The organism is Streptomyces sp. NPDC053076 (assembly GCF_044546845.1).
GTDB lineage: Bacteria > Actinomycetota > Actinomycetes > Streptomycetales > Streptomycetaceae > Streptomyces.
Window position 1 is genome coordinate 123552 of record NZ_JBITZL010000011.1, and the last position, 19569, is coordinate 143120.

Genomic DNA, 19569 nt, shown 5'->3' on the forward strand with positions numbered 1-19569 from the left:
GACGCCGGTCGAGGAGCCGGCGGCGCCGGTCACCGCGTGGCTCCTCGGCGCGCGTCCAGCTCGGTCTGCCTGCGGATGCGGTCGGCGAGCGGGTCGACGTGCCGGCGTGCCGTGTGCTCGTACAGGGCGATCGCGAGCCAGGTCACGGGGAGTTGGATGAGGGCGAGCAGCAGGCCGGCCGGGATGCCGTCGGCGACGGTGCTCGTCATGACACCGGGCGCGTACGCGGACAGGACGAGGAAGAGCGTGAAGTAGCCCAGCGCGGTGAGCGTGGCGGTGCGCCGCTGCCAGCGGTAGGCACTGCGCAGCACGCGCAGGTCGCTGTGGTGGCCGAGGGGTTCGCGGGGCGCCCGACGGGCCGGGGGCAGGGGTTCGGGAGGCCGCCAGGGATAGGTCGGCGGCGACGCGTACGACGAGTGCGACGCGTACGACGAGTGCGACCTGTACGGCGGCTGTGACGTATACGGCGGCTGTGGCGGCTGTGGCGGCTGCGAGGGGTACGACGGTTGCGGCGGTCGCGAGGTGTACGGCGGCTGCGACCGCTGCGAGGGGTACGTCGGCCGCCCCGGATAGGGCGGCTGCGAGGGGTACGTCGGCCGCCCGGGGTACGGCGGCTGCGAGGGGTGTGGCGGGCGCGGCGGGTCGTGGGACATCCCGGGGCTCCTTGCGTGGCTCGGGTCCGTGGCGGCGGACCGCAGGGAGGTGGGGGAACTGGGCCACGCACGCTACTCGCGGAGTACGGGGGACGGGGCGTTTTCACCAAACGGGCCAGTCGGTATGCGCTTACTGCCCGGCAACGGCACCGATCTGGGGCGGTACCCGAGTCGGCCGGCGGCTGTACGACCCGCTGGGCGAAGTCTCACGGAAGCGTTCAGCCGGTGACCGGCAACGGAAGGTTCGCCCGGTGACCGGCCATGGGGAGGTTCGCCCGGCACCGGTGGTGGAGACCTTGACCCGGTGCCGTGGTGGAGGTGTTCACCCGGTGCCGGTGGTGGAGACCTTCACCCGGTGCCCGTGGTGGAGGCGTTCACCCGGCACCGGTGGCGGAGACGTTCTCCCGGTGCCGGTGCCGGTGCCGGTGCCTAAGACGTCCGCTCGGTGCCGGTGGCTGTGGCGTCCGCCCGGTCACCGGTCGTGGTGTCGCTCACTCCTGGATGACCGGAAACCGCCGAGGCGCCACCACCAGCAGCACCACGAACGCCAGCGCCGCCGCGCCCGCCGCCCCCAGATAGACCGCGTGCACCGCCGCGGCGATCGCCCGCCGGGTCGCCTCGGGGGCCGTACCGGCGTCCAGCGCGCGCGTGATGGAGTCCAGGTCGCCCGCCCCGCCCAGCCGCGCGGCCAGCACCCCGTTGGCGACGGCGCCGAACAGGGACGCGCCGAGGGTCTGGCCGGTCTGCCGGCAGAACAGGACCGAGGCGGTCGTGGTGCCCCGCTCCGACCAGCCCACGGTCGACTGCACCCCGACGATCAACGGCAGCTGGAACAGTCCCAGTGCCCCGCCCAGCAGCAGCATCAGCAGCGTCGGCTGCCACCAGGACCCGGGATACGGCAGGAACGGGAACGCGCACAGGATCAGCGCCGCCAGGCCGATGCCGAACAGCGCGGTGTCCCGGAAGCCGATCCGCCGGTACAGGTGCTGGCTGAACGCGGCGGACACCGGCCAGCTGAGCGTCCACACCGACAGCACGAACCCGGCGGACACCGGGGCGAGTCCGAGCACCGACTGCGCGTATGTCGGCAGGAACACCGAGGGCGCCACCATCAGCAGCCCGAGCGCGCCGAGCGCCAGATTGACGGCCGCGATCGTGCGGCGCCGCCACACCCACCCCGGGATGATCGGCTCGGCGGTGCGCCGCTCCACCGCCACCACCACGGCGACCAGGGCGAGGCCCGTGCCGAAGAGGGCCAGCGACGGCGCCGACAGCCACGGCCACGCGACCCCGCCCTGCACCAGCGCGGTCAGCAGCACCCCACCGCACGCGAACACCGCGAGCGCCCCGGCCCAGTCCACCCGCGCGTGGGGCGCTTTCTCCCGCTCCGGCTCGTGCAGGTGACGGATGATCAGCCACAGGGCGGCGGCGCCGATCGGCAGGTTGATCAGGAAGATCCAGCGCCAGTCGGCGTACGCGGCGAGCACCCCGCCGAGCCCGGGGCCGGCCACGGCGGAGACCGCCCACACCGTCGACAGCTTGGACTGTATCTTCGGGCGCTCCGCCAGCGGGTAGAGGTCGGCGGCCAGCGTCTGCACGGTGCCCTGCAACGCGCCGCCGCCCAGGCCCTGCACGATCCGGAACGCGATCAGCGCCCCCATGTTCCAGGCCGTCGCGCACAGCAGCGAACCCAGCAGGAACACGGCCGCGCCCACCACCAGCACCGGCTTGCGGCCGAAGGTGTCGGACAGTTTGCCGTACACGGTGAGCGTGACGGTGACGGCGAGCAGATAGCCGGAGAACAGCCACGAGAAGACGGAGAACCCGCCGAGGTCGCCGACGATCTGCGGTACGGCCGTGGAGACCACGGTGGAGTCGAGAGCCGCCAGTGCCATCGACAGCATGAGCGCGGCGACCACCGCGCCCCGCCGTCCGGTGCCCTGCCGCCGGGTGGCGCCGTCGCGTATCGCCGGTGTCGTACTCCCCACCGCACACCCCTCCCGTGCTTCCCGTCGGAAGCTACCCCGTTGCCCCCTGCACCCATGTCCGGGACGACAGCTTCCCACGGCGGCGCGACGCGGCTCCGCGGCGGCGCAAGGGTGGAGCCCCCCGCACCGAAGGGTGGAGGCGCCCCCGAGAGCGGCTCCACCCGCCGGTGGAGCTCCCCTAGGGGTTCCTCCGTACTACGGCTCGGGGAGGGTTCGTCCCGGCGGAGGACGAGATGGGCCGGGGCCGCTCCTTAACCTGGCTTTACGCCGCTGGGGGGCGGCGGGCCGCACCGACGGGGGTGGGGTTTTCCCCCCGGGAAGACGGGGCTTCGCACCAGCGCGCGACGCCCCGGCCGGACGCGAGACTCATGGGCGTACCCAGAACGACATCCCGGGACACCGGGCACCTCTCATCGACCTGTCAACCGACATAGGAGACATACCGTGACATCGGCTGTGACCATTCCCGGGCACGGGGGCGATTCGGATGGTGTGGCGCGCGGCGCCTCGATGAGGGGCGGTGGCCGGGTGGCGGCAGGGAGCACGGCCGTTGCCGCACGGGCGCGGCAGGTCGTGAAGGCTTACGGGTCCGGTGAGACCCGTGTCGTCGCCCTGGACCACGTCGACGTGGACATCGCCCGCGGGCAGTTCACCGCGATCATGGGCCCCTCGGGGTCCGGCAAGTCCACGCTGATGCACTGTCTGGCCGGACTCGACACCGTGACGGGCGGTCAGATCTTCCTCGACGAGACCGAGATCACCGGCCTGAAGGACAAGAAGCTCACCCAGCTGCGCCGGGACCGGATCGGCTTCATCTTCCAGGCGTTCAACCTGCTGCCCACGCTGAACGCGATCGAGAACATCACGCTGCCCATGGACATCGCCGGCCGCAAGCCGGACCGGGCCTGGCTGGACAAAGTCGTGGAGACCGTCGGGCTCGCCGGACGCCTCAAGCACCGGCCGACCCAGCTCTCCGGCGGCCAGCAGCAGCGCGTCGCCGTGGCCCGCGCGCTCGCCGCCCGCCCGGAAATCATCTTCGGTGACGAGCCGACCGGAAACCTCGACTCGCGCGCGGGAGCGGAGGTCCTGGGCTTCCTGCGCCGCTCGGTGGACGAACTCGGCCAGACCATCGTCATGGTCACCCACGACCCCGTGGCCGCCTCCTACGCCGACCGCGTGCTCTACCTCGCCGACGGCCGGATCGTCGACGAGATGTACCAGCCGACGGCGGAGCAGGTCCTTGACCGCATGAAGGACTTCGACGCCCGGGGGCGCACGTCATGACCGTCCTGAAGACCTCGCTGCGCAACTTCTTCGCGCACAAGGGGCGTATGGCGCTGTCGGCGATGGCGGTGCTGCTGTCGGTGGCGTTCGTGTGCGGCACGCTGGTGTTCACCGACACGATGAACACCACCTTCGACAAGCTGTTCCAGGCAACCTCCTCGGACGTGACGGTCAGCGCCAAGGGCTCCTCCGACAGCGGCGAGACCACCTCCCGCACCGGCAAGCCGCCGGTCGTGCCGGCCTCCGTCCTCGGAGAGGTCCGCGGGGCCGAGGGCGTGAAGTCGGCCGAGGGCACGGTGTTCTCCACCTCGGTGACCGTCGTCGACGCCGACAAGGACAAGCTGTCGCCCAGCAGCGGCGCGCCCACCATCGTCGGCAGCTGGAACGGCAACGACGCCCGCACCATGGAGATCACCTCCGGTACGGCGCCCAAGGGCCCGGACCAGGTGATGGTCGACGCCGACACCGCCGACAAGCACCACCTGAAGCTCGGCGACGAGATAGGTGTGATCACGGTCGTCGGTACGCACCACGCGCGCGTGTCCGGCATCGCCGCCTTCAAGGTCACCAACCCCGGCGCGGCGATCTTCTACCTGGACACGAAGACCGCCCAGCAGACCCTGGTCGGCCGGACCGGCGTCTACACCAACGTCAACGTCACCGCCGTCGAGGGCGTGAGCGACGCGCGGCTGAAGCGGAACGTGTCCGCCGAACTCGGCCACGGCTACAAGGTGCAGACCGCCAAGGAGGTCGCCGACGCCAACCAGAAGGACGTCCAGAGCTTCCTGAACGTCATGAAGTACGCGATGCTCGGCTTCGCCGGTATCGCCTTCCTGGTCGGCATCTTCCTGATCGTCAACACCTTCTCCATGCTGGTCGCCCAGCGCACCCGCGAGATCGGCCTGATGCGCGCCGTCGGCTCCTCCCGCAAGCAGGTCAACCGGTCGGTGCTGATCGAGGCGCTGCTGCTCGGCGTGCTCGGCTCCGTGCTCGGCGTCGGCGCGGGGGTCGGCATCGCGGTCGGCCTGATGAAACTCATGGGCCAGATGGGCATGCACCTGTCCACCGACGACCTGACCGTCGCCTGGACCACCCCCGCGCTCGGCCTGCTGCTCGGCGTCGTCGTCACCGTCCTCGCCGCCTACCTGCCCGCACGGCGCGCCGGCAAGATCTCCCCGATGGCCGCCCTGCGCGACGCCGGCGCCCCGGCCGACGCCAAGGCCGGTGCCGTCCGGGCTGTCATCGGCCTGCTCCTCACCGCCGTCGGCGGCTGGAGCCTGTACGTCGCCGCCACCGCCGACAAGGCCACCACCGGCTCGGGCTGGCTGGGGCTGGGCGTGGTGCTCACCCTGATCGGTTTCGTCGTCATCGGCCCGCTGCTCGCCGGCGGCCTGGTCCGCGTCCTCGGCGCGGTCATCCTGCGGATCTTCGGACCCGTGGGCCGGATGGCCGAACGCAACGCCCTGCGCAACCCGCGCCGCACCGGCGCCACCGGCGCCGCCCTGATGATCGGCCTCGCCCTGGTGGCCTGCCTGTCGGTGGTCGGCTCGTCCATGGTGGCCTCCGCCACCGACCAGCTGGACAAGACGGTGGGCACGGACTTCATCATCCAGGACGACAACGGCAAGGAGATCGTCCCGCAGGCGGTCGAGGCGATCAAGAAGACGCCGGGCCTGAAGCGGGTCACCGAGTACAGGGCCCTGGACGCGACCCTGACCACGCCGGACGGCCGCGTCTCCAAGGGCGAGTCCATCAACGCGGCCGACCCGAGCTACGCGCGGGACCTGCGCACCAAGACGGTCGCCGGCAACCTCGCCGACGCCTACGAGCCCGACTCGATGTCCGTCTTCGAGGGCTTCGCCAAGCAGCACGGCCTCGCCCTCGGCTCCAAGGTCGCGGTCGACTTCAGGGACGGCAGGACGGCCAGGCTGACGGTCCGCGCGATCACCAGCGACGACGTCGTCATCGACAAGGGTGCGATGTACGCCTCCATCGCCACCGCGGCCAGGTACGTGCCGGCCGACCGGATGCCACTCGACGTCCTGGTCTTCGCCACCGCCGAGGAAGGGCAGGAGACCGCCGCCTACAAGGCGCTCAAGGCCGCGCTGCACGACGACTTCCCGCAGTACACCGTGCGCGACCAGACCGACTACAAGCAGGAGCTGAAGGACCAGATCGGCCAGCTGCTGAACATGATCTACGGCCTGCTGGCGCTCGCGATCATCGTCGCGATCCTCGGTGTGGTGAACACCCTGGCACTGTCCGTGGTCGAGCGGACCCGGGAGATCGGCCTCATGCGGGCCATCGGCCTCTCCCGCCGCCAGCTGCGCCGCATGATCCGCCTGGAGTCCGTGGTGATCGCCGTCTTCGGCGCCCTGCTGGGCCTCGGCCTCGGCATGGGCTGGGGCGCGACCGCCCAGAAGCTCCTCGCCCTGGAGGGGCTGAAAATCCTGGAGATCCCCTGGCCGACGATCACCGCGGTCTTCATCGGCTCCGCCTTCGTGGGCCTGTTCGCCGCGCTGGTCCCGGCGTTCCGGGCGGCCCGGATGAACGTCCTGAACGCCATCGCGACGGACTAGCCGCCCAGGCCGGGCCTGCAGAGCCACCGCATACGGGGGTTGCGGGGGAGAACCCGGCGCCGGGGAGTCCTGGGGGACTTCCCGGCGCCGGGTTCCCGGCCGTGGGGGGCACGGCGGAGGTTGTCCACAGCCCCGACGCCGCCCGGCGAGGCGACGTACGCTGGACACCCCGGCCGGTCACCCGCGTCGGGCTCTTCGCGTTGCCCACACTCGGACGGAAAGCCTCCTCCATGAGCCTGCACGGTCTGCTCGACGCCGTCGTCAAGGACCCCGCCCTCGCGCAAGCGATCGCGGCGGCAGCGGACGGCAACCGCCCGCATGTCGATCTCGTCGGCCCCCCGGCGGCCCGCCCCTTCGCCGTCGCCGCCCTGGCCCGCGAGGCCGGCCGCCCCGTGCTGGCGGTCACGGCCACGGGCCGGGAGGCCGAGGACCTGGCCGCCGCCCTGCGCTCCCTGCTGCCCGAAGAGGGCGTCGTGGAGTACCCCTCCTGGGAGACCCTCCCGCACGAGCGGCTCAGCCCGCGCAGCGACACCGTGGGCCGCCGCCTCGCCGTCCTGCGGCGCCTTGCCCACCCCAGCCCGGACGACCCCGAGACCGGCCCCGTCTCCGTCGTCGTCGCACCCGTGCGCTCCGTGCTCCAGCCCCAGGTCAAGGGCCTCGGCGACCTGGAACCGGTGTCCTTGAAGACCGGCCGGAGCGCCGACCTGAACGAGATCGTCGAAGCCCTCGCCGCCGCCGCTTACGCGCGCGTGGAGCTCGTCGAGAAGCGCGGCGAGTTCGCCGTGCGCGGCGGCATCCTGGACGTGTTCCCGCCCACCGAGGAACACCCCCTGCGCATCGAGTTCTGGGGCGACGACGTCGAGGAGATCCGCTACTTCAAGGTCGCCGACCAGCGTTCCCTCGAAGTCGCCGAGCACGGCCTGTGGGCACCCCCCTGCCGCGAGCTGCTGCTCACCGACGACGTACGGGCACGCGCGCGTGCCCTCGCCGAGGAACACCCCGAGCTGGGCGAACTGCTCGGCAAGATCGCCGAGGGCATCGCCGTGGAGGGCATGGAGTCCCTGGCCCCGGTCCTGGTGGACGACATGGAGCTGCTGCTCGACGTGCTGCCCAAGGGCGCGATGGCCGTCGTCTGCGACCCGGAGCGGGTCCGTACCCGCGCCGCCGACCTCGTGGCGACCTCGCAGGAGTTCCTGCAGGCGTCCTGGGCGGCCACCGCGGGCGGCGGCGAGGCCCCGATCGACGTCGGCGCGGCCTCCCTGTGGTCCATCGCCGACGTCCGTGACCGCGCGCGCGAGCTGGACGTCATGTGGTGGTCGGTGTCGCCGTTCGCCGCCGATCTCGAACTCGAGGCCGACACCCTCAAGCTCGGCATGCACGCGCCCGAGACCTACCGCGGTGACACCGCCCGCGCCCTCGCCGACACCAAGGGCTGGCTCTCCGAGGGCTGGCGCGCGGTGTTCCTCACCGAGGGCCACGGCCCGGCCGCACGCACGGTGGAGGTGCTCGGCGGCGAGGGCATCGCCGCCCGCATGGACGCCGACCTCGGCGAGCTGAGCCCGTCGGTGGTGCACGTCTCCTGCGGCTCGATCGAGTACGGCTTCGTGGACCCGGCGCTCAAGCTCGCCGTGCTCACCGAGACCGACCTGTCCGGCCAGCGCACCGCGAGCCGCGACGGCGCCCGCATGCCGGCCCGCCGCCGCAAGACCATCGACCCGCTCACCCTGGAGCCGGGCGACTACATCGTGCACGAACAGCACGGCGTCGGCCGCTACATCGAGATGGTGCAGCGCACGGTGCAGGGCGCCACCCGCGAGTACCTGGTCGTCGAGTACGCGCCCGCCAAGCGCGGCCAGCCCGGCGACCGGCTGTACATCCCGACCGACCAGCTGGAGCAGATCACCAAGTACGTCGGCGGCGAGGCACCCACCCTGCACCGCCTCGGCGGCGCGGACTGGACGAAGACCAAGGCCCGCGCGAAGAAGGCCGTCAAGGAGATCGCCGCCGACCTGATCAAGTTGTACAGCGCGCGCATGGCCGCCCCCGGACACGCCTTCGGCACCGACACCCCCTGGCAGCGCGAACTGGAGGACGCCTTCCCCTACGCGGAGACCCCGGACCAGCTCACCACCATCGCCGAGGTCAAGGAGGACATGGAGAAGACGGTCCCCATGGACCGCCTGATCTGCGGCGACGTCGGCTACGGCAAGACCGAGATCGCCGTACGGGCCGCCTTCAAGGCCGTCCAGGACGGCAAGCAGGTGGCGGTCCTCGTCCCCACGACCCTGCTGGTGCAGCAGCACTTCGGGACGTTCTCCGAGCGGTACGCGCAGTTCCCGGTGAACGTGAAGGCGCTCTCCCGCTTCCAGACCGACACCGAGGCCAAGGCCGTCCTGGAGGGCCTGAAGGAAGGCTCGGTGGACGTCGTCATCGGCACCCACCGCCTGTTCTCCTCCGAGACGAAGTTCAAGGACCTGGGCCTGGTCGTCGTCGACGAGGAGCAGCGCTTCGGCGTCGAGCACAAGGAGCAGCTGAAGAAGCTCCGCGCGAACGTGGACGTGCTGACCATGTCGGCCACGCCCATCCCGCGCACCCTGGAGATGGCGGTCACCGGCATCCGCGAGATGTCCACGATCACCACGCCCCCGGAGGAGCGCCACCCGGTGCTCACCTTCGTCGGGCCGTACGAGGAGAAGCAGATCGGCGCGGCCATCCGCCGCGAACTGCTGCGCGAGGGCCAGGTCTTCTACATCCACAACCGCGTCGAGTCCATCGACCGGGCGGCGGCGAGACTGCGCGAGATCGTCCCCGAGGCACGCATCGCCACGGCCCACGGCCAGATGTCGGAATCCGCGCTGGAGCAGGTCGTCGTCGACTTCTGGGAGAAGAAGTTCGACGTGCTGGTGTCCACCACGATCGTGGAGTCCGGCATCGACATCTCCAACGCCAACACACTGATCGTGGAGCGCGGCGACACCTTCGGCCTGTCCCAGCTGCACCAGCTGCGCGGCCGGGTCGGCCGGGGCCGGGAGCGCGGTTACTCCTACTTCTTGTATCCGCCGGAGAAGCCGCTGACGGAGACCGCGCACGAGCGCCTGGCGACGATCGCCCAGCACACGGAGATGGGCGCGGGCATGTACGTCGCGATGAAGGACCTGGAGATCCGCGGCGCCGGCAACCTGCTCGGCGGCGAGCAGTCCGGGCACATCGCCGGCGTCGGCTTCGACCTGTACGTCCGCATGGTCGGCGAGGCGGTCGCCGACTACCGCCGCCAGCTGGAGTCCGGCGAGATCGAGGAGGAGCCGCCGCTCGAGGTCAAGATCGAGCTGCCCGTCGACGCGCACGTCCCGCACGACTACGCACCCGGTGAGCGGCTGCGCCTGCAGGCGTACCGCGCCATCGCCTCCGCCAACAGCGAGGCGGACATCAAGGCCGTCCGCGAGGAACTCACCGACCGTTACGGCAAGCTGCCCGAGCCGGTGGAGAACCTGCTGCTGGTGGCCGGTCTGCGGATGCTCGCGCGCGCGTGCGGCGTCGGCGAGATGGTCCTGCAGGGCACCAACATCCGTTTCGCACCGGTGGAGTTGCGCGAGTCGCAGGAACTGCGGGTCAAGCGGCTCTATCCGGGCACGGTCATCAAGCCCACCGTGCACCAGGTGCTGGTCCCGCGCCCGAAGACCGCGAAGGTGGGCGGCAAGCCGCTGGTCGGCCGCGATCTGCTGGCCTGGGTCGGCGAGTTCCTCACCTCGATCCTCAGCTAGTGCTGTGACCGGAAAGGTTCACCGGCTCGCGGCGCCCGGCACGGCACCTCGCCGCGTTGTCGCATCACCCGAGTACATCCAGTACGCGGGTGATGCTCCGCCTTGCGATGCACCGCACCGGACGCCGCGAGCCTTCCGGCAAACCTTTCCGGCCACAGCACTAGCGGCCGCTGGGCGGGTCCCCCGATGGGCGGGGGGCTCGCTGGGCGGGGACGCTGCTGGGCGGGGCGCCGTCGGGCGGGGACGCTGCATGGCGGGGGACGCCGCTGGGCGGGACGTTGCTGGTGGGGGACGTCGTTGAACAGGAACGCCGATGGGTGTGGGCGTCGTTGGATGCGGGCGTCGCGGAACGAGGTCGAGGGCGGGGACGAGAAAGAGGAGCGCGTGCGGATCGGTGAGCTGGCCGAGGTGACCGGAACGACACCGCGCGCCCTGCGTCACTACGAGCAGCGGGGCCTGATCACCTCCGTGCGCGCCGCCAACGGCTACCGCGAGTACGACGCCCGTACCGTGGTCCGGGTCCGCAACATCCGCCGGCTGCTGGAGGCGGGGCTGACCCTGGACGACGCCCGGGCGTTCCTGGCCTGCCTGGACGGCGACGTCACCGCTGGTCCCGCCTCCGCCCGGGGGCTGGAGGTCGCCCGGGACCGGCTGGCCGTGCTCGATGCCCGCATCGCGTCCCAGACGGCGATACGGGACCGGCTGGCGGCGGCCCTGCGGGAGGCGGGCGAGACCGTCTGACGGCCTGTTGGCATCCTCGGGTGATGTCGTCGACGGTATGGGTCCGGCGCGGTCGTCCGGGCCGTTCGACGGTCTCGCCCACATGGCCGACAGGGCCTCCTGTCGGCGGGTCCGGGAGCCCCTGGGGGGCCGGGCGGATCCCGGAGGCCCGCCGGTCAGGCGACGACCGCGCCGCCGTCCACGGGCAGCACCACGCCCGTCACGAACGACGCCTCCGGGGAGGCGAGCCGGCTGATGGCCCAGGCGACCTCCTCGGGCCGGCCGACCCGGCCGAGGGGAGTGTGGTCGAGCTGCCACTCGCGCAGGGCGGCGCGCTGTTCGGGGGTGAACCCGGAATGGTGGGCGATCGGTGTCTCGATCGCGCCCGGCGCCACGGCGACCACCCGGATGCCGTGCGGCGCCAGTTCCACCGCCCAGCTGCGGGTCAGCACCTCCAGGGCCGCCTTGCCCGCCGCGTACAGGGAGTTGCCGGGCCAGCCCCGCTGGCCCACCGACGTCGTCACGTTCACCACGACACCTCCGCTCTCCTCCAGGGCGGGCAGCGCGGCCTGGGTGAGCAACACCGGCGCGAGGAGGTTGGTCTCCAGCAGCGGCCGTACCGACGTACGCGTGTAGCCGCGCAGGGAGTCGGCGGTGACGACGGCCGCGTTGTTGACGAGCACGTCGATCCGGCCGTACCGCTCCAGCGTGGCCCGTACGACGGCCCCGGGACCGTCCTCGGCGGTCAGGTCGGCGGGCAGGGGCGTGATCCCGGGGTGCCCTTCGGCGGTCTCGGTCAGGGGTGCGGCCCGGCGGCCGACGGCGACGACGCGGGCGCCCTCGGCGGCGAACGCGCGCGCGGTCGCCCGGCCGATACCGGTACCGGCGCCGGTCACGACGACGGTACGGGGGCTCCGGGCGGGGTTGTCCAGGACGTGGCTGTTCTCGCTCATGTCCGGATCGTCGGACCCTGACGTCAGTGACAAGGTCAAGGCCGTGGGCCGCACATACCCGGAGGGGCGACCGACTTGTCGGGGAATCACACCAATCTGCACCATCTGGTGTGCGCCGACGGGCAGTTACCGTGGGAAGCGGAACCATCCGCCCGTAACCGGAGGGCGGACCAGGGCGAGCGAGGGGGGCGCACCGTGACGCGTCTGAGGGGCGGAGTGGTCACCGCCGTGGCCGTGCTGGTCGCCGTGACCGGATGCAAGTCCGAACAGGCCGGGGGAGCCTCCGGGCCGCAGGAGACGGGCGGCGGGGGTGCCGCCGCCACCGCGGCCGGCTCGCTGACCGTCAAGGGACGCGCCCCGAAGACGGGTTACTCCCGGGAGCGGTTCGGCACCGCCTGGGCGGACACCGACTCCAACTCCTGCGACACCCGCGACGACATACTGAAGCGCGATTTGAAAGAGGTGAAGTTCAGCGGCGGTACCTGCAAGGTCTCCTTCGGCCTGCTGGAACCCGACCCCTACTCCGGCAAGGAGATCACCTACCGGCGAGGCCGCAGCCAGGTCGACATCGACCACGTCGTCGCCCTCTCCGACGCCTGGCAGAAGGGCGCCAAGTACTGGGACCCCCGCAAGCGCATAGCCCTGGCCAACGACCCGCTCAACCTCATCGCGGTCGACGCGAGCACCAACCGTGGCAAGGGAGACGGCGACGCGGCCACCTGGCTCCCGCCCAACAAGGCGTACCGGTGCACCTATGTCGCCGCCCAGGTCGCGGTCAAGAAGAAGTACGGCCTGTGGGTCACCGGCGCCGAGCGGACGGCCATGAAGAAGGTCCTCGCCACCTGCCCGCACCAGAAGCTCCCCACCGGCGGCAACCCGACCGAGGCACCCGAGCGCTTCCGGGCCCGGTGAGCCGGCCGTACGACCCGATGACCCAGCCGTACAGCTCGGTGAGCCGGCCGTACGACCCGATGACCCAGCCGTACAGCTAGGTGAGCCGGCCGTACGGGCCGATGACCCAGCCGTACGGCCTGATGAGAAGGTCGCCCGGCTCCGGCCGACGGGCGGGACCGCCGGTCGGAGCCGGGTCACAGGGGCCCGGCCGCCCGACGGATCACGCGGCCGACTTGCTCTTCAGCGAGTCGAGGACCTGGGCCGTCAACTTCTTCGCGGTCGCGGCGCCGTCGTCGCTGCCTGCGGTGGACAGCACGGTGACCACCGTGTGACCGGAACGGGCCGCGATGAGCGTGGTGCCGCTCTCCCAGGCGCCGCTCGTCAGCGTCATGGTGTACGCCTCGTCGCCGAGCGCGGCGGTGGACCGTCCCGTCACCTTCACCGTGGCGTGGGCGTCCGTGTCCGTGAACGAGGCGCACGTGGCGGCGACCGACCGCAGGTCCTTCATCACGGCCTGCGCCGTGGTGCCCTGGAAGGCGTCGATCTCCTGGGTCATCTCCTCGGTCTTGCCCTGGTTCACATAGTCGTCCTGCGCGAACGACACGCCTCCCTTGTAACCGGTCACCTGGATCCAGGCAGTGCCCTCCAGCCTGGTGCAGTCCGGCTTCGCGGTGCTCTTGTGCGACGGCGACAGGAACGTGCCCCCGCTGTCCGAGGTGCCGTCGGCCTGGCGGGTGAACCCGGACGGAAAGGCCGACGCGGGCGCCAGCACCCGCTTGAGCTGTGTGCCGGTGAGAAGACCGGCGTTGGGGTTCGGCTTGTCACTCCCGCCGCTGTCGGAGGAGCAGGCGGACAGGGCCATGGGGAGCGCCGCGACGGCGAGCAGGGTGGCGACACGGGACGGGAGACGCATGACAGTCCTTCAGGGAGATGGTGGAACGGGGGCCGGACGAGTGGTCGGTGCTGGGGCGTGCCGAGTGGAGCGGTGCGGTGAACGGTGGAGCGGTGGGTGGGATGGTGGGGTGGTGAGTGGTGCGCGATGGGTGTTGAGCGGGTGAGCGGGGGCGGTGACGGTGACCGCTGACCGGTGTGGTGCCGTGCCGTGCGGTGTGGTCGAGCAGTCGGCGGCGCCAGGCGCCGGGCCGGGCGCTCGACCACACTCGGACGGGGGGCGGCCCAGGGTCAGACCTTCTTCCAGTCGCCGCAGCCGTTCGTCTTGAAGTAACCGTCCGACGGGCTGATGGTGACGACGGCCGCGCCGGTGACGTTGTCGTTGGCGATGATCGAGTTCAGCCCTTGGGCGGCGTCCTTCGTGCGCTCCCAGTAGCAGGAGTCGTCGGCGTTCCCGGCCGACCTGTAGGTGCCCGGCGCGATGTCCGTGCCGACCTTGTACATGCCGCCGTCGCCGTCCATCGAGGAGGCGGGCGTGCCCTTCGCCGTCGGGTCCACGGCTTCCCAGTCCTTGCAGCCGCTGGACTTGAACACCTTGTCGGTGGCCTTGATGGTCACGTAGCTCGTGCCGCTGACGTTCTCGTTGGCCAGCAGCGAGTCCATCTCGCCCGAGGCGTCCTTGGCGCGCTCCCAGTAGCACATGTCATCGGTGTTGCCGGCCGTGCGGTACGTCCCCGGCTGCACATCGGAGCCGACCTGGTACTCGCCGTCGCCCGCGATGGCGGCCTTCTTCTCCTCGGCCGCCTTACCGCCCCCCGGGTCCTTCGTGCCACCGGACTTGCGCTCGGCCGACGTCGAAGACCCCTTGCCGCTGCCGCCGGAACCACCGTTCTTGCTGTCGCTGCCGGCGTTCGCGGACACGGCACCGATGACGACGATCCCCACGACGGCACCGAGCGCGACCTTGGTCTTCATGCCCATGACGAAACCTCCCCGACTACGGCGGCCTCCCCCTCCGGTGGCCGCTCGTTCGCTGGGTCAATAAGACCAGAGCCTGTGAACCGAGTCAACACGGTTCACAGGTTCCTGGTTGTACACGCTCGTGAATCCCCAGATCTTGTGTACGCCGGTATGCTCGGTGCACACATGGGGTGAGGGGAGAGCCGGTGCAGGACAACGCGACAGAGGTGACCGCAGCCGGTATCGCGCGGCTCGCCGGAGTGGGCCGTGCCGCCGTCAGCAACTGGCGTCGTCGGCACGCCGACTTCCCGAAGCCGGTCGGCGGCACCGAGACCAGCCCCTCCTTCGCACTCGCCGAGGTCGAGGCATGGCTGCGCAAGCAGGGCAAACTTGCCGAGGTCCCGCTGCGCGAACTCGTCTGGCAGCAGCTCGCCGGTCACCCGGAAGGCCCGCTGACCGCCCTGGTGCACCTCGGCTGCGTGCTGCTGCTGATCCACGAGCGGCCCACCGTCTGGCTCGACGCGAGTGCAGGCTCCGACGCGCGGCTGGCCGCGATGCTGCCCGGTGCGCTGGATCAGGTGCTGGCGCCGCGCTTCGGTGGCACACCGGGCGGCCCGGTTCACAGCAGCCGGTCCCGTCTTGCCGCGAAGGCTGTGAACGGACCGCTTCCTGTGAACACCAAAGGTGAGGGCGGGGGTGTGAACCCGACGCCGGGGGCGCCGGGTGTGAACGCCCCGGCCGACGGCGGCGGTGTGAACGCCGGGGCTGACCTCGGCGGTGTGAACACGAGCGCCGACGCCGACGGTGTGAACTCGCCCGCCGCGGTAGTCCCCACCCCCGTAGCCCCCACCGCCACAGTCCCCACCCTCGCAGCCCCCACTCCCACCGGCCCCCAACTCCTCCCCTCCGTACCCCTCCTCCGCGGCGCCGCCGAGCTGGCCGCCGAGGTGGGGGCGCGGCAGACGTTCGAGTTCCTGCTGGGCCGGCACCTGGACGCCAACCCCCGCCAGTACACGCTCACCCCGGCCGAGCTCGCCGGGCTCATGGCCGCCCTCGCCGGCCCGGCCCGTACCGTCCTGGACCCGGCCTGCGGCACCGGCGCCCTGCTGCGCGCCGTGGACGCCCGCCCCGACCAGGAGCTGTACGCCCAGGACAGCGCCCCGGAACTGGCCACGCTCAGCGCGCTGCGGCTCGCGCTGCACAGCCGGGCCGGCGTGCGCGGCGCCGCCGGCGACACCCTGCGCGCCGACGCGTACCCCTTGCTGCGCGCCGACGCCGTGCTGTGCCACCCGCCGTTCAACGAGCGCAACTGGGGCCACGACGAACTCGCCTACGACCCGCGGTGGGAGTACGGCTTCCCGGCGCGCACGGAGTCCGAGCTGGCCTGGGTGCAGCACGCGCTGGCCCGGCTGACCGACGGTGGCACCGCCGTGCTGCTCATGCCGCCGGCCGCGGCGTCCCGTCGTTCCGGCCGCCGGATCCGCGCCGACCTGCTGCGCCGGGGCGCGCTGCGGGCCGTGGTCGCGCTGCCGGTCGGCGCTGCGCCGCCGTACAACATCCCGCTGCACCTGTGGGTGCTGCGCCGGCCGGACCGGACGCCGGCGACGCCCGAGGTGCTGCTCGTGGACACGGGGAGGTTCGCCGGAGAGGGGCGGGGCGGCCCCGACTGGGAGGCGGTACGGGAGGCCGTGCTGGACGCCTGGCGTGTCTTCGCGCGCGCGGGACAGCTGGCGGAGCGGCCGGGACTCGCCCGTTCGGTGCCGGTCATCGAACTCCTCGACGACGACGTGGACCTCGCACCCGCCCGCCACCTGCCGCCGGCCGCCGTGGCCGACGGCGCGGAGCAGCTGACGCGGGTGCGCGAGCGCCTGGGCGCGACCCTGCGCCTGACCGCCGACCTCACCCCGCCCCCCGCCGACCCGGCACCGTCCGCGCGCTGGCCGCTCACCACCGTCGGTGAACTCGCGCGCGGGGGCGCGCTGGTGATGCGTACCGGCGGAAACGGCGGCCACGCGCGTGTGCCGGTGCTCACCGACCACGACGTGCTGGCCGGAACGGCGCCTTCGGGCACGCTGCCCGAGAGTGAGGAGGAGGCCGTCCTGACCGAACCGGGCGATGTCGTCGTACCGGTGCTCGGCGGGGGTTCGGTGGCGCGCGTGATCGACGACGCGACGGCGGGCGCCGCCCTGGGGCGCAGCCTGGTGCTTCTGCGCCCCGACCGCACGGCCCTCGATCCGTGGTTCCTCGCCGGGTTCCTGCGCGGTACCGCCAACAACCGGCAGGCCAGCAGCTACGCCTCCACGGCGACCCGCCTGGACGTGCGCCGGCTGCACCTTCCCCGGCTCCCGCTGGAGGAACAGCGGCGCTACGGCGCGCGCTTCCGGGCGCTCGACGAGTTCGAGCGGGCGCTCCGGCACGCGAGCCGGCTCGGGGAGCAGCTCGTACGCGGGATGTACGACGGACTGACGGACGGTACGGTCGCGCCCGACTGATCCCGCACCTGCCGCCGGACAACGGTTCGGTACATCCCGGACCGCTTGTCCGTGTCGGGCCATATGCTCGAAGCGACAATCGCACGATCGGCGTTGTCCGCCCGCGCGGACCACGTCGGGCGGGCGGGCACGCCCACTTCCGGATCAGGAGCAGCCATGCACGGCCACGGCTACGGTCAGCCGGTGAAGCAGCCGCCGCACACCGCGTGGCTGGTTTTCCTGCGTGTGCTGTTCGTGGCGCTCGGGTTCCTCACCATCGGGTTCCTGGCCTGGGCGATGATGCTGCGGCTGGCGGCCGTCACGCGCCGGTCGCTGGACTGGGGGCTGTTCGTGGCGGTGCTGGCCGCCGACATCCTCAGCCTCACGCTGGTGGCGACCGAGCCCGGCGACGAGATCCACACCACCGGCGGCTATGTGGGTCTGGTGCTGCTGCTCAGCACGCTCGTGGGCACGATCGCGTACTACCTCGCTGCCGACACCCGCCACTTCCTGCTGCGGCAGCAGGCGTACCAGGCTCAGCGCCCGGCCCCGGCCTACGGCTATCCGGCGCCGGCGGGCCCGTACGGCTCGACGACCGTGCCGATCCTGCCGGCCGCGCACAGGACGCCCGCCGCGCCGCCGGCGCCCCCGGCCGTGCCGCACACCCCGCCCCCGCTGCCGCACACCGCCGCGCCCCGGCCCCCGTCGGCCACCCCGCCGCCCCAGCGTCCCGCGCCCGCGCGGATCGACCAGGTGCGGGCCGAGCTGGACGAGCTCAGCGACTACCTGCGCAGGCAGGACGGCCACGAGGGCGGACGGTGACCGGGACGACAGGGCGTGTCGTCGCCGGCCGTTACGAACTGTCCACGCTCATCGGGCAGGGCGGCATGGGCCAGGTCTGGACGGCGTACGACCGGCGGCTGGACCGGCGGGTGGCGGTGAAGCTGCTGCGCCCGGACAAGGTGGCGGGCCAGGAGGCGGACGAGCTGCGCCGCCGGTTCCTGCGCGAGTGCCGGGTGACCGCGCAGGTGGACCACCCCGGTCTGGTGACGGTGCACGACGCGGGCAGCGAGGGCGAGGAGCTGTTCCTCGTCATGCAGTACGTCGACGGCGCCGACCTCTCCGACCACCTCGCCGAGCACGACCCCTACCCGTGGCCGTGGGCGGTCGCGGTGGCCGCGCAGCTGTGCGCCGTGCTGAGCGCCGTGCACGCCGTGCCGATCGTGCACCGTGACCTCAAGCCGCGCAACGTGATGGTGAAGCAGGACGGCACGGTCACCGTGCTCGACCTGGGCGTGGCCTCGGTGATGGACACCGACACCACCCGCCTCACCCACACCGGCTCCCCGATCGGCTCGCCCGCCTACATGGCGCCCGAGCAGGCGATGGGCGGCGCGGTCGGGCCGTACACCGACCTGTACGCGCTGGGTGTGCTGATGCATGAACTGCTCAGCGGCGAGGTGCCGTTCGCCGGCTCCACCGCGCTCGGGGTGCTGCACCGGCACCTGTACGAGCCGCCGCTGCCCGTGCGCCGTATCCGCCCCGAGGTTCCCGAGGCGCTCGAGACCCTGGTGCTGCGGCTGCTCGCCAAGGACCCGCAGCACCGGCCGGCGTCCGCGCAGGAGGTGTACGAGGACCTGGCGCTGCTGCTGCCCGCGCGCGGGACACCCACCGGGGCGCCCTTGGATCCCACGCGGCCCTTCCTGCGCCCGCACGCCCCCTGGCCGGACCGCGCGCGGACCCTCGCGCCCCAGCCCGCCCCCGTGGCGCCGGTGCCGCCGGTGGCCGAGAAGCCCGATGTCGCCGCCGCCGTGGACGACGTCAAGCGGCTGCTGGGTGAGGGTCGTATCACGCAGGCCGTGGACATCCTGGGCGCGATCCTGCCGGCCGCCGCCGAGCAGCACGGAGAGCACTCGCCGGTCGTGCGCACCCTGCGCAAGCAGTACGCGGCCACGCTCATGGACGACGGCCAGTACCGGCGCGCCCTGCCCGAACTGCGCCGTCTCGCCGACGAACGCGCCGCCGAGGCCGGCCAGGCCGACCCGCAGTCGCTGCGCTACCGCTACGAGGCCGCGCAGTGCCTGGAGCAACTGGGCGAACCGGCGGCGGCGCTCGCCGGGTACCGCGCGCTGCTGCCGTACTACGAGAACCGGTACGTCTCCGGGGATCCGCAGCTCGCCCACGAGGTCCGCCGCCGCATCGGTCATCTGCTGCTCGCCCTCGGGGACCGGCCGGCGGCCCACGACACGCTCGCGCGGCTGGTCGTGGACGTCGAGCGGCTGCACGGCCCCGGTCATCCGCTGGCCGTCGAGGTCCGGCGGACCCTCCAGTGGCTGGGGCAGGTGCGCGGATAGGCTTTGCCGGGCTCTGAGGCACTCTTGTGCGTCTCGGGGACTCGTGTTCTCCGGGGGCGGA

At 72.2% G+C, this 19569-nt stretch carries 13 protein-coding genes; 8 read left to right on the top strand and 5 right to left on the bottom strand.

Annotated features, from left to right (window positions below; genetic code table 11):
* Positions 1-29 precede the first annotated feature (29 nt).
* Complete coding sequence (locus ACIGYR_RS34095; RefSeq protein WP_399607563.1) at positions 30-368, bottom strand: DUF485 domain-containing protein; 339 nt, start codon at positions 366-368, stop codon at positions 30-32.
* A 776-nt stretch (positions 369-1144) separates the two neighbouring features.
* Positions 1145-2641, bottom strand: coding sequence for an MFS transporter (locus ACIGYR_RS34100; protein ID WP_399607363.1), 1497 nt, complete (start codon positions 2639-2641; stop codon positions 1145-1147).
* Between the two features lie 444 nt (positions 2642-3085).
* On the opposite strand from ACIGYR_RS34100, the gene ACIGYR_RS34105 reads away from it, so the two are divergent.
* From ACIGYR_RS34105 to ACIGYR_RS34120, 4 genes are all read left to right on the top strand, one after another.
* Positions 3086-3925 (top strand): ABC transporter ATP-binding protein, encoded by an 840-nt coding sequence (locus ACIGYR_RS34105; protein ID WP_399607360.1) that lies wholly within the window; start codon positions 3086-3088, stop codon positions 3923-3925.
* Positions 3922-6504, top strand: a complete 2583-nt coding sequence (locus tag ACIGYR_RS34110) for an ABC transporter permease (RefSeq protein ID WP_391848000.1) — start codon at positions 3922-3924, stop codon at positions 6502-6504. Before ACIGYR_RS34105 ends, ACIGYR_RS34110 begins: the two co-directional genes overlap by 4 nt.
* 230 nt (positions 6505-6734) lie before the next feature.
* A complete protein-coding gene (gene mfd / locus ACIGYR_RS34115) occupies positions 6735-10265 on the top strand; it encodes a transcription-repair coupling factor (protein WP_399607357.1) in 3531 nt (1176 codons plus the stop codon).
* A gap of 384 nt (positions 10266-10649) precedes the next feature.
* Positions 10650-11006, top strand: a complete 357-nt coding sequence (locus ACIGYR_RS34120; RefSeq protein WP_391847998.1) for a MerR family transcriptional regulator — start codon at positions 10650-10652, stop codon at positions 11004-11006.
* Positions 11007-11161: 155 nt separating this feature from the next.
* Here ACIGYR_RS34120 and ACIGYR_RS34125 read toward each other — a convergent pair whose 3' ends face one another.
* The gene (locus tag ACIGYR_RS34125; RefSeq protein WP_399607354.1) at positions 11162-11938 is read right to left on the bottom strand and encodes an SDR family NAD(P)-dependent oxidoreductase; all 777 of its coding nucleotides are present in this window, start codon (positions 11936-11938) and stop codon (positions 11162-11164) included.
* A gap of 195 nt (positions 11939-12133) precedes the next feature.
* On the opposite strand from ACIGYR_RS34125, the gene ACIGYR_RS34130 reads away from it, so the two are divergent.
* Positions 12134-12850: an HNH endonuclease family protein gene (locus tag ACIGYR_RS34130; protein WP_399607352.1), complete on the top strand. Its 717-nt coding sequence runs from the start codon at positions 12134-12136 to the stop codon at positions 12848-12850.
* A 202-nt stretch (positions 12851-13052) separates the two neighbouring features.
* Here the strand turns inward: ACIGYR_RS34130 and ACIGYR_RS34135 are convergent, their stop codons facing one another.
* Together ACIGYR_RS34135 and ACIGYR_RS34140 are read right to left on the bottom strand one after the other, a co-directional pair.
* Positions 13053-13745 carry a hypothetical protein gene (locus ACIGYR_RS34135; protein ID WP_399607349.1) on the bottom strand — a complete coding sequence of 231 codons (693 nt, stop codon included), beginning with the start codon at positions 13743-13745 and terminating at the stop codon, positions 13053-13055.
* A 269-nt stretch (positions 13746-14014) separates the two neighbouring features.
* The gene (locus ACIGYR_RS34140; protein WP_399607347.1) at positions 14015-14704 is read right to left on the bottom strand and encodes a hypothetical protein; all 690 of its coding nucleotides are present in this window, start codon (positions 14702-14704) and stop codon (positions 14015-14017) included.
* Between the two features lie 185 nt (positions 14705-14889).
* Here ACIGYR_RS34140 and ACIGYR_RS34145 point away from each other — a divergent pair, with 185 nt between their 5' ends.
* The 3 genes from ACIGYR_RS34145 to ACIGYR_RS34155 all read left to right on the top strand — a co-directional run bounded on the left by ACIGYR_RS34145 (position 14890) and on the right by ACIGYR_RS34155 (position 19508).
* On the top strand, positions 14890-17175 hold the full coding sequence (locus ACIGYR_RS34145) for an N-6 DNA methylase (RefSeq protein ID WP_399607344.1): 2286 nt from the start codon (positions 14890-14892) through the stop codon (positions 17173-17175).
* A 156-nt stretch (positions 17176-17331) separates the two neighbouring features.
* On the top strand, positions 17332-17976 hold the full coding sequence (locus ACIGYR_RS34150; protein WP_399607342.1) for a hypothetical protein: 645 nt from the start codon (positions 17332-17334) through the stop codon (positions 17974-17976).
* A 38-nt stretch (positions 17977-18014) separates the two neighbouring features.
* Positions 18015-19508 (top strand): protein kinase, encoded by a 1494-nt coding sequence (locus ACIGYR_RS34155; protein WP_399607558.1) that lies wholly within the window; start codon positions 18015-18017, stop codon positions 19506-19508.
* The last annotated feature ends 61 nt before the right edge of the window (positions 19509-19569 follow it).

Excerpts from the sequence above, each read along its gene's own strand:
- mfd (WP_399607357.1), top strand. The coding sequence starts at position 6,735 with ATGAGCCTGCACGGTCTGCTCGACGCCGTCGTCAAGGACCCCGCCCTC.
- ACIGYR_RS34150 (WP_399607342.1), top strand. The coding sequence starts at position 17,332 with ATGCACGGCCACGGCTACGGTCAGCCGGTGAAGCAGCCGCCGCACACC.
- ACIGYR_RS34135 (WP_399607349.1), bottom strand. The coding sequence starts at position 13,745 with ATGCGTCTCCCGTCCCGTGTCGCCACCCTGCTCGCCGTCGCGGCGCTC.
- ACIGYR_RS34140 (WP_399607347.1), bottom strand. The coding sequence starts at position 14,704 with ATGGGCATGAAGACCAAGGTCGCGCTCGGTGCCGTCGTGGGGATCGTC.
- ACIGYR_RS34110 (WP_391848000.1), top strand. The coding sequence starts at position 3,922 with ATGACCGTCCTGAAGACCTCGCTGCGCAACTTCTTCGCGCACAAGGGG.
- ACIGYR_RS34125 (WP_399607354.1), bottom strand. The coding sequence starts at position 11,938 with ATGAGCGAGAACAGCCACGTCCTGGACAACCCCGCCCGGAGCCCCCGT.